This is a genomic window from Marinobacter sp. UBA3604, assembly GCF_002375325.1.
Lineage (GTDB): Bacteria > Pseudomonadota > Gammaproteobacteria > Pseudomonadales > Oleiphilaceae > Marinobacter > Marinobacter salarius.
The window spans coordinates 180475-190776 of record NZ_DFMB01000033.1; the positions used below are offsets into that span (position 1 = coordinate 180475).

A 10302-nucleotide genomic window follows, 5' to 3' on the forward strand; every position below is an offset into this window, starting at 1 on the left:
GTGATTCGGGTAGAACTGCCGGCGCTGATTGGGCGCCTCAACGAGATTTGTCGCCAGGGAATGGAAAGCTCGGCGGCCCTGTGCATCAGCCGTCAGGGTGCGGAAATCACTCCGGCCCACCTGCTGTTCAAGCTGCTGGAAACACCGTTTACGGACGTGCGCCAGATTTTGGAAAGCACCGGTATTGACCACCACACCCTACAGCCGGTGGTGGGGGACAGCCTGAACGGCGAGCCTCAGTCCGCCGAGCCGTACCCGTCGTTTTCGCCGCTGCTGATCGAGCTGCTGCAGGACGCCTGGCTGATTGCCTCCACTGAACTGGGCCACACCGACCTGCGCTCCGGTGCCATCATGCTGGCACTGCTGATGAACGCAGACCGCTACCTGATGCCCCAGGTCAGTCAGCGCCTGAAAGACATCAACCGCGAACAACTGCGCCGCCAGTTCGATTCCATGACCCGCGGCTCGGTCGAACAGCCTCGCGCTGAGGATGGCCCCAGTGCCGCCAATCAGGCGCAGGTGGACATGGACCCGCTCAAGCGCTACGCCACCGACTTCACCAAACTGGCCCGGGACAAGAAACTGGACCCAGTGGTGTGCCGCGACACCGAAATCGATCAGATGATCGACATCCTCTGCCGTCGTCGCAAGAACAACCCCATTGTTGTCGGCGATGCCGGCGTGGGCAAAAGCGCCGTTGTTGAAGGCCTGGCCCTGCGTATCGTCAGTGGCGATGTGCCGGAGCGCCTGACAGGCGTGGAACTGTGGACTCTGGACATGGGGGCACTGCAGGCCGGTGCGTCGGTGAAAGGCGAGTTCGAAAAACGCCTGAAAGGCGTGATTGAAGCGGTGAAAAGCTCCGCGACCCCCATCATTCTGTTTATCGACGAAGCCCACACCCTGATCGGCGCTGGCAACAGTGAAGGTGGCTCCGACGCCGCCAACCTGCTCAAACCGGCCCTGGCCCGTGGCGAGCTGCGGACCATCGCCGCCACCACCTGGCGCGAGTACAAGAAATACTTTGAGAAAGACCCGGCCCTGAGCCGCCGCTTCCAGCCCGTCGCGCTGGATGAGCCAACCCCGGCTCAAGCGGTCCACATCCTCCGTGGCTTGCGCACTGTCTACGAAAAGGCCCACCAGGTCCTGATCGCCGACAGCGCCCTGAAAGCCGCTGCCGACATGTCTGCCCGCTACCTCGCTGGCCGTCAGCTCCCGGACAAGGCCATCGACGTGCTGGACACCGCCTGTGCACGGGTCAGCCTCAACCTCAGCACGCCTCCGCGCCGCCTCAGCCACGTGCGCAGTGAACTGCACCAGTTGGGCATGGAACAGGAATTGATGACCCGCGAACAGACACTCGGGCAGGCCATCGACCACCAGCGTGAAAACGAACTGGTGGAGCGCCTGGAAACCCTGCGTGAGGAAGCGGAAGAACTGGAACAGCGCTGGAATGACCAGCGGGAACTGGTGGCGCGTCTCGTCGACATTCGCGAGCAACTGCTGAGCGAGGACACTGCCGAGACTGACGCGGATGTATCAGCGGAAGACGCCACGCCGGAAACCAGCGAAGAGCGCCCTGACCTGAAAAGCGAAGCCGCCGCCATCGAACAGGAACTGGAAGAGCTGCAGGCCGACGAGCCACTGGTACACGCCCGTGTCGATGCCCGCCAGGTGGCTGAAGTCATCGCCGACTGGACCGGTATTCCGGTCAACCGCATGACCGCCGACGAGCTGGAAAAGATCACCCGCCTGCCGGAGTATCTGCAATCGCACATCAAAGGCCAGGACACCGCCATTGGTGCACTGCACCAGCACCTGCTCACCGCCCGCGCCGACCTGCGTCGCCCGGGTCGCCCAATGGGCGCCTTCCTGCTGGCCGGCCCCAGTGGTGTGGGTAAAACCGAAACCGTGGTGCAACTGGCCGAACTGCTCTACGGCGGCCGCCAGTTCCTCACCACCATCAACATGTCCGAATACCAGGAAAAACACACCGTCTCCCGCCTGATCGGTTCACCCCCGGGCTACGTGGGCTTCGGCGAAGGCGGCATCCTCACCGAAGCCATCCGCCAGAAACCCTATTCGGTCGTGCTGCTCGACGAAGTCGAAAAAGCCCACCCGGAAGTCCTTAACCTGTTCTACCAGGCCTTCGACAAAGGCGAACTGGCCGACGGCGAAGGCCGCCTAATTGACTGCAAGAACGTGGTGTTCTTCCTCACCTCAAACCTGGGCTACCAGACCATCGTCAAACACGCGGACGAGCCCGAAAAAATCGAGGAAGCGCTCTACCCGGAACTGGCGGACTTCTTCAAACCGGCATTGCTGGCACGTATGGAAGTCGTGCCCTACCTGCCGCTGGGCGAAGAAACCCTCAACCGCATCGTTGGCGACAAACTCGACCGCCTGGCCACCCAGATTGGCGACCGATACCACACCGACGTGGAACTGGAAGATGGCCTGGTGGAAGCCATCCGCAGCCGCGCCACACGCAGTGAAAACGGCGCGCGGATGCTGGAGTCGATTATCGAGGGTGAACTGCTGCCGCCTGTATCGCTGGCGCTGCTGGAGAAACTGGCGGCGAGAGAGCCGGTCACCAAAGTGACCCTCGGTGTCAAAGATAATCAATTCACCGGGGTGGTTGCTTAAGGCAATCGGGAGGTAGCGGGCCCTGTGGTTCGGCTTTCCAAATACCCTGCGGAGCCATGGATGGCGGAGCGGAGCGTACAAGGATGTATTCACAGCGTGTTTTGGAAAGCCGAACCACAGGGTACGCGGTCGGCGAACGAGAGCGGAGCGCACAGGGATGTATTCACAGCGTGTTTCGGAAAGTGAATCTGCACGGTTCGCGGTCCTTAGGGGACAAGGAAAAGGGATAAAAAGAATGGGACGGATGCAGACGGAGTTGCACACCGGCATAGACCTGGCGGTTGAACTGCTCCGGCAGGACAACCTGCCAACCCTGCTAAAAGTCGCCTCACGGCAACTCGAAAACACCTTCGGCCTCACCCGCTGCTGGTCACTAGAACTAGACCTCAGCGGCCGCACGCTCCACTGTGCGGCACTGGGCGAGCAGGGCGAATTCGACTGCGGTGACTTCAGCCACCCCTTTGCCCACCTGCTGCAACAGGGCAAACCCAGGGAATTGTCACGGGCCGCCAGCTACCACCTCGACCATCCAGGCTTCCAGGCCCTGGTCGACGCCAGCAACCGCCCCCGTTCCTTCTGGCTCGAACCCATCAAAGGCGAAGACGGCCGAACCCTCGGTATCCTCGTTCTCTGCAACGAAGAACCCGAATGGGACGGCATCACCGCCCAGCCACTGTACCGGGGTTTGTTGACCCTGCTGTCCCACCAATGGGTCAGCCAGCTCAAAACCAGCGACCAGGTTTGGCAGCGGCGCATGCTTAAACGCTCCCTGGACCACCTCCACGACGCCGAAGCCGTACGGCAGCGCTGCGAAGAATTGGCGACCACCCTGGTTGGCAACTCCAAAGCCATGACCGACCTTCGCGCCCAGATCGTGCGGGCCGCCGGCAGCCAGCTGTCGGTTCTGGTTCAGGGTGAAACCGGCTGCGGCAAGGATCTTGTGGCTCAGGGCATTCACCGGTTTTCGGATCGGGCCGAAGGGCCGCTAGTGGTGGTCAATTGCGCCGCCATCCCGGACTCGTTGCTGGAAAGTGAACTTTTTGGCCATACCAAGGGTGCGTTTTCCGGTGCCGACCGAGCCAAGGAAGGTCTGCTGGCGCAAGCGGATGGCGGCACCCTGTTCCTGGATGAGATCGGCGACATGCCCATGGCTCTGCAGTCCAAACTGCTGCGGGTGCTGGAAAGCCGACGCTTCCGCCCACTCGGAGCTCAGCAGGAACAACACTCTGATTTTCGACTGGTCGCGGCCACCCATCAGCCACTGAGTGACTGCATCGAAGAGGGCCGGTTCCGCCGCGACCTGTTCTACCGGCTCAGCCAGTTCCCGTTGCGGGTCAAGCCATTGCGGGAGCGCCCGGAAGATCTGGAGCCCCTGTGCCGGCATTTCATCCGTGAGTACACGGCCCGCGAGGGCGCCGGCCCACTGGGTATCAGCAGCCATGCCTTGGGAATGCTGGCGGCATATAACTTTCCCGGCAATGCCCGGGAACTGAGGAACATTGTTGAGTTTGCCTGCCTGCAAACCCCGGTGGGTGACGATATCCAGCCGGAAGTACTGCGCCTGGATGACCTGTTTCCGAGCCAGGAAACCTGTGTGGCCAGTGACTTTCAGGGAACTGTCGTACCGGGCATGCCCCAGGCGGATGAAGTGGACGACCTTCGGGCTGCGGCCCAGGCGTTCGAGGCAGCCATCATTCGTGAACGCCTGCGCCAGTACGGTGGCAACCGTGCCCAGGCAGCGGAAAGCCTGGGGCTGCCCAAGCGCACCCTGGCCCATAAATGTCTGAAGTATCAGGTGACAGAAGCGTGAACCCAAGTATTCGAAGTAACAGCCTCCTTGCCATTGTGCTCTGTGCCCTTGGTACGACGATGTCTCTGGCCGCCAATGCGCAGGGCAATCCCCAGGTGGCCGAGGCCATGGCGTGTACCGAAGAGAGCCAGCGCCTGGAACGGTTGGCGTGTTTTGACGAGGTGTTTGGTACCCCGTTTTCAGTGGCGGTTGAAGACGCCATCGTTGGAAACCAGCCCGAGCGCTGGCGCCAGGCCTTTGCTCAGGAACAGCGCCGCCGCCCGGGTGACGGCCCGCTGTATCGCAATACTTCGGAGCTGGCAGGACATCTGCTGACGCTCAGTGCCCTTGGGGTCAAACCGCCGAGGCCGCTGCTGGCGGTGCAGTGTCACAACAACATCACCGAACTGACGTTGATGATGCCGGAGGCAGTGAAAGAGGAACGGGTCACCGTCGATTTTGGCCAGGGCCGTCAGATCTGGCGGGTCCGGGACGACGGTTTCGTGATCAGTGGGGGCCGGGGGCTACCCGCTATCCGAACCGTGCGAAACATGGCGGCCGCGTCCGGAGTGACTGTGGCGTCGTCCAGTGGTGTCGTCGACGGGTTGATGTTCGACCTGACCGGGTTTCGGGAAACCCTTGAGCCACTGCGGGAAGCGTGTGGCTGGTAGTGATCTTTATCAAGAATGTGTAGTGCCATTTGCAAAGACAGGGATTGGACATGCAGGCAGTAGAGCAGCATCCATACGTTGAACAGGTGTTGAATAGGCTTTCCGGTGAGAGCGCCACGGGTGAAAACCTGATGGACGACCCCACCATGGAATACCTTGAGAACGAAATCATGAAAGTGGGCTCGCTGGCCCACACCGGTGTTGAATGGGGCAAGGTGGAGAGTGAGTCGCTTCGCTTGCTGTCGGACACCAGTAAAGACCTCAAGGTGCTGGGTTTTCTTCTGCTGTGCCTGCAGCGTGGCGGCAACGGTGAACGGTTTGCGCTGTCGCTGTACCTGTTGCACCGGGTACTGGACAGTTGGTGGCACGACGCCTGGCCCTATCCGGGCGACAAGGGCAAACGCGCCCGCAAGATGCTGATGACCCAGATTCTGCAACGAGCCCTCAAGGAAGTGTCGGCACTGAGCTTCGACGGCGGCGTGGGCGATGGCCGGGAATTCTGCCTGACCACGCTCGCCAAGCTGCTGGAACAGGCGAGTGCACTGGAGCTGCCGGATGACGGCCTGGTGGACTTGCGTCGGGCCGTGGAAAAACTGCCATCGCCTTCCGATACGCCCAGGCCGTCGGAAGCCACCGATAATACCGAAACCACGGGTACGTCATCGGCCGGCTCCTCTTCGCCGCAAGCCAGCAGCACCTCTTCCGCGTCTCTGGGCAGCCTGACCCTGGACCCTGCCAATGAGCGGGCCACCCGCCAGAGCCTGCTTAAAGTGGCGGATATGCTGACCGAAACCACGCCCGCCGATGCATTGGGCTATCAGCTCCGCCGTTACGCCATCTGGCAGACCATTACCTCGGTTCCACCAGCACGCGACGGCATCAAGAGCGATCTGGCGGCGGTAAGTGCCGACAGGGTGGCTGACTATCGCGAGAGCCTGTCCAAATCCCCGGATCTGGCACTTTGGCAACGCATTGAGCAAAGCCTGTCGGTCAGTCCGTTCTGGCTGGAGGGCCACTGGTTAAGCGCACAAGTGGCGTCTTCGTTGGGGCATGAGACCTGTGCCGAAGCTATCCGCACGGCGGTCAAAGCCTTCGTTGAGCGGTTGCCAGAGTTGGCGGACATGACCTTTAACGACGGCACGCCTTTTCTGCCCAAAGCGGTAGCCGACTGGATGCTCAGCGGCCCGGCGAAAGGTGGCGCCGCAGGCGGCGCGAGTGCATGGGAACAGGCTTACGAGGATGCCCGGGCAGTGATGGATCAGAAGGGTCTGGCGCCGGCCATGAAGCTGCTGGAAGAAGGCCTGGATTCCGCCCGCGAGCCCCGTGACCGATTCTACTGGCGGCTGATGAGCAGCCAGTTGATGAAAGACAGCGGTATGAAAAGCCTGGCGAAACAACAGGTGCAGGATCTGCGTGAGCAGACCCGTGGGATGAATCTTGAAGACTGGGAGCCCGGCCTGGTGGCCAGGCTGGACAGACTCGCATAACAACTGACGGATCAAATTGACAGGAATGGACACCATGTGGAGACAAGCCCTACTCATTGGACGACGGATACTGCCCTTTGTGCGCAGTGCGGCGCCGATTACCCTGGCGCTGGGTGTGGTGGTACTGCTGGCTGCAACCTGGTGGTTGGGCCCGCGCCTGGAAATCGGCGGTGAATACCCGTTGGCGGCCTGGCAGATGCGTGCCCTGGTGACGCTGGTGGTGGTACTGCTGGTGGCTATGGTCTGGGGGATGATGCTGGCGCGCAAGCTGCGTAAAGTGAACGTCGCCAAGGCGGAAGAGCAGAAGGAAGAGGAAGATCCCATCCTGCCGCTGGAACGGCGCCAGCAGCGCCTGCTTGATCGCCGCCTGACCGAACTCAAGAGCAACCTGCCGGGCCGAAAGGGTGTCTATCGTTTGCCCTGGTACTTGGTGATGGGCCTGGAAGATGCCGGTAAAACCAGCCTGATTCAGCGTTCCGGGCAGACATACACGCTTACCAACGTCACCCGTAACCCTCGTACCGAGCGAAATCCTTTTGGTTTTGAATGGTGGGTCGGTGATAACGGCGTACTGATTGACCCGGACGGCGAACTGCTGAGCCAGAACGACGGCGAGGGCGCCACCAGCGATATCCAGCAGCGGTTGTGGACCCACTTCATCACCTGGCTGGAAAAGAACCGCCCCCAGCGCCCCTTGAATGGCGTTGTGCTGGCGGTTGATCTTGCCCGTCTGAGCACTGGCAATGAACAGCAGCGCCAGGCCCAGGCCATCCTGCTTCGTACCCGGCTGCGGGAATTGATGGAGCAGTTGGGCTCCCAGTTGCCGGTGTACATCAGCTTTACCAAAATGGACCTGCTCTACGGGTTTGCGCCATTTGCCCGCACACTCTCCAAAGCCGAGCGTGAACAGCCCCTGGGCTTTACCTTCCAGTTGGACGGCCAACTGGATGCCGACGACTGGCTGGGCGAGTTTGACCAAAGCTTCAGCAAACTCGCGGAGCAACTCGGTGAGCGGCTTCCGGACGTGCTGTCTGCCACAAGGGATGCTGAAGAGCGTGCCGCTGCTTATTCCTTTACCCGCCAGTTGGCCGGCCTGAAGCCAGTGCTTGAGCAGTTCCTGGCAGACCTGCTTTCTGCGGATGCCTTTTCAACGCCGGCCCTGGTGCGAGGCACCTACTTCACCTCCGTGGTTCAGGAAGGCGTACCGGAAGATGCGTTTGTCTCAGCCGCTGCCGCGAATTATGGGCTTGCCAGCCCGATACAGCCTGCTCAGCGTGGTGGGCAGTCCTCAAGCCTGTTCACCGAAAAGCTGTTTCCCAACATTATCTATCGCGAAGCGGGCCTGGCTGGTGACAACCAGAAAGTGGTTGGTAGTCGGCGTCGCCGCATTGCTGTCGCGGCCGTCGTGGCCGTTGCCGCCGGCCTGGGTATGACCGCCGGATGGCAGCACTACTTTATCGAAAATGCACAGGCCGCTACCGCGGTGGAGGAGCGGGTACGCAGTTTTATCGATAACTGGCGCCCCATCGGCTACGAACCTGACACCACTGGCCGCAATTTGCTGGAGCCTCTGGACCAGCTACGGGAAGCCACCCTGGCGTTTGGTGATTACCGGGCGGAACCGGCTGTCGTGGCGGATATGGGCCTGTATAAAGGCCACAAGGTTGGTCCGGAAGTGGAAGAATCCTACCTGGACATGCTGGCCTACCAGTTCATGCCCGCGCTGATGCTGGGCGTGATGGAAGAGATGAGCGATGCCCCGGACACCAGCTCTGAGCGCCTCGACCACTTGCGTGTGTTGCGGATGCTCTACGATGCCAGTGGCCGCCGCCGGGACATTGTTCACAGCTACATGAGCGATTATTGGCAACGCGCCTACCCGGCGCAGCGGGATCTGCAACAACGGCTGCTCAGCCACCTGGACTATGCGATGCTGCACACGGACCTGAACCAGAGGGTGGAAGCGGGTGACAAGACCGCGGACATGGCCCTGGCCCCCTTCCGCAGCAGTGTTCAATGGGCTCAGCACGAGCTCGGCCGCATTGCGACTCCGGACCGGGTTTATCGGGATCTGGAGAAAGAAGCGGAGCAGAACTTCCGCTCACCGCTGGATCTGGCCCGGGAGTCCGGACCGGCCTTCAGCACCGTGTTCGTACGCCTGGATGAGTTCGGCGAACCTCTTGATGAGGAGAACACCGAACAGGAAGATCCGGTGGTGATTCCATCACTGTTGACCCGTGAGGGCCTGGATTCCTGGTTCCTGCGCAAATCCGGCTCGGTGACGGAACTGGCTCTGGTTGATGCCTGGGTATTGGGCCGTCGGGACGATGTGAACTTCAGCAAGGCGGATGAAGCGCGGCTGCAGGCGCAACTGCAATCCCTGTACGCGGAAAACTACGTGGCGAGCTGGCGTCGGGCGCTGAGCCGGCTGGACATCCAGAGCTTCAGCGACCTTAACCATGGTGTGCGTATTCTGGAAAGCCTGACCAGCGGTCACGAGCCGTTGAATCAGTTGCTGGCGCAGGTTACCGCCAATACCCGATTGATTCCCGGTGGTAGTGAAGAAGCCGAAGCGGCCCGCAAAGTGATGGAGCAGTCCGCCCACTTCCAAATGGTTCAGGAAATTGAACGACAGTTCACCGACCTGAACGCATTGATCGACAAACGGGGTGACAACCCCAGCGATATGGAACAGGTGATGGACGTGGTTCAGAACCTGCACACCTATCTGCGTGGCATCCAGGAAGCACCGGATCGTGGCAAGGCTGCGCTTTCCGCCGCCCGTGCCCGGATGGGCCTGCAAGGCGCGGACCCGATCTTCACCCTGCAACGGGTAGCCTCAAATCAGCCGGCACCGCTGGACCGTATGCTTGAGAAGCTGGCATCGGAAAGCTGGCGCGTGGTGCTGGATCAGGCTGTGGCGCAGCTGGAACGCCAGTGGTACCAGGAAGTCTACCAGCCGTTCCAGCAGAGTCTGGCCAGGCATTACCCGTTCAATCCGGGCGCCGGCCGCGACGCCGCACTGCAAGATTTCGAGCGCTTCTTTGCGCCGGACGGTGTGCTGGACCAGTTTTACAACGACAATCTGAAGCTGTTTCTGGAAGACCATCCGGAACACATTGCCGGTTCCAAGCGCGCCAGCCTGGTTCGTCGTGATGTGCTGGCCTCGCTGGAGAAGGCTGAGAATATCCGCCGTGCCTTCTTCACGCGAAGCGGCTCATTGGATGTCGAGTTTGCACTGGAGCCGTTGCACCTGTCTTCCAACAAGCGCCGCAGCGTGATGAACGTGGACGGGCAACTGGTCGAATTCAGCCACGGCCCCAGCCAGAGCATTCCGCTGGTGTGGCCCAATACACTGAGGGATTCGGTTGAGAGCCGGGTGACCCTGGTGCCCACGGAAGTGAACCGCTCGCCACGCAGTATTTCGGAAAACGGCCCCTGGGCGTTGTTTCGCCTGCTGGACAAAGCCGACATCACCGGCGTGAGCAGCAGTGCCGTGGATGTGCGGTTTGCGTTGGACGATGGCGAGATGCGTTATCGCCTGCATGCGGGCAGTAATACCAACCCGTTCACACAGCAGTTGCTGGCGGGGTACCAGATACCACGCAGTCTGTATTAGACTATGCACCAGAGCCAATACGGAAACAGGACGTTTTCCGTATTGGCGGTTCAGGATTTTACTGCTTCAAGGATCGAAGACATGCCCCAGGCA

Annotated in this window: 5 protein-coding genes; all 5 read left to right on the forward strand. The window is 61.0% G+C overall.

What is annotated here, in order from left to right:
- On the forward strand, positions 1 to 2643 hold the full coding sequence (gene tssH / locus B2590_RS09665) for a type VI secretion system ATPase TssH (RefSeq protein ID WP_278367771.1): 2643 nt from the start codon (positions 1 to 3) through the stop codon (positions 2641 to 2643).
- 244 nt (positions 2644 to 2887) lie between these two features.
- Positions 2888 to 4453 (forward strand): sigma-54-dependent Fis family transcriptional regulator, encoded by a 1566-nt coding sequence (locus tag B2590_RS09670; protein ID WP_041335419.1) that lies wholly within the window; start codon positions 2888 to 2890, stop codon positions 4451 to 4453.
- A complete protein-coding gene (vasI, locus tag B2590_RS09675; protein ID WP_036211226.1) occupies positions 4450 to 5103 on the forward strand; it encodes a type VI secretion system-associated protein VasI in 654 nt (217 codons plus the stop codon). The genes B2590_RS09670 and vasI overlap by 4 nt, the downstream gene beginning before the upstream one ends.
- Positions 5104 to 5153: 50 nt before the next feature.
- Positions 5154 to 6590: a type VI secretion system protein TssA gene (gene tssA / locus B2590_RS09680; protein WP_036211224.1), complete on the forward strand. Its 1437-nt coding sequence runs from the start codon at positions 5154 to 5156 to the stop codon at positions 6588 to 6590.
- A 34-nt stretch (positions 6591 to 6624) separates the two neighbouring features.
- Entirely contained in the window at positions 6625 to 10209 is a 3585-nt protein-coding gene (tssM, locus tag B2590_RS09685; RefSeq protein WP_278367773.1) for a type VI secretion system membrane subunit TssM, read from the forward strand.
- Positions 10210 to 10302: the final 93 nt, after the last annotated feature.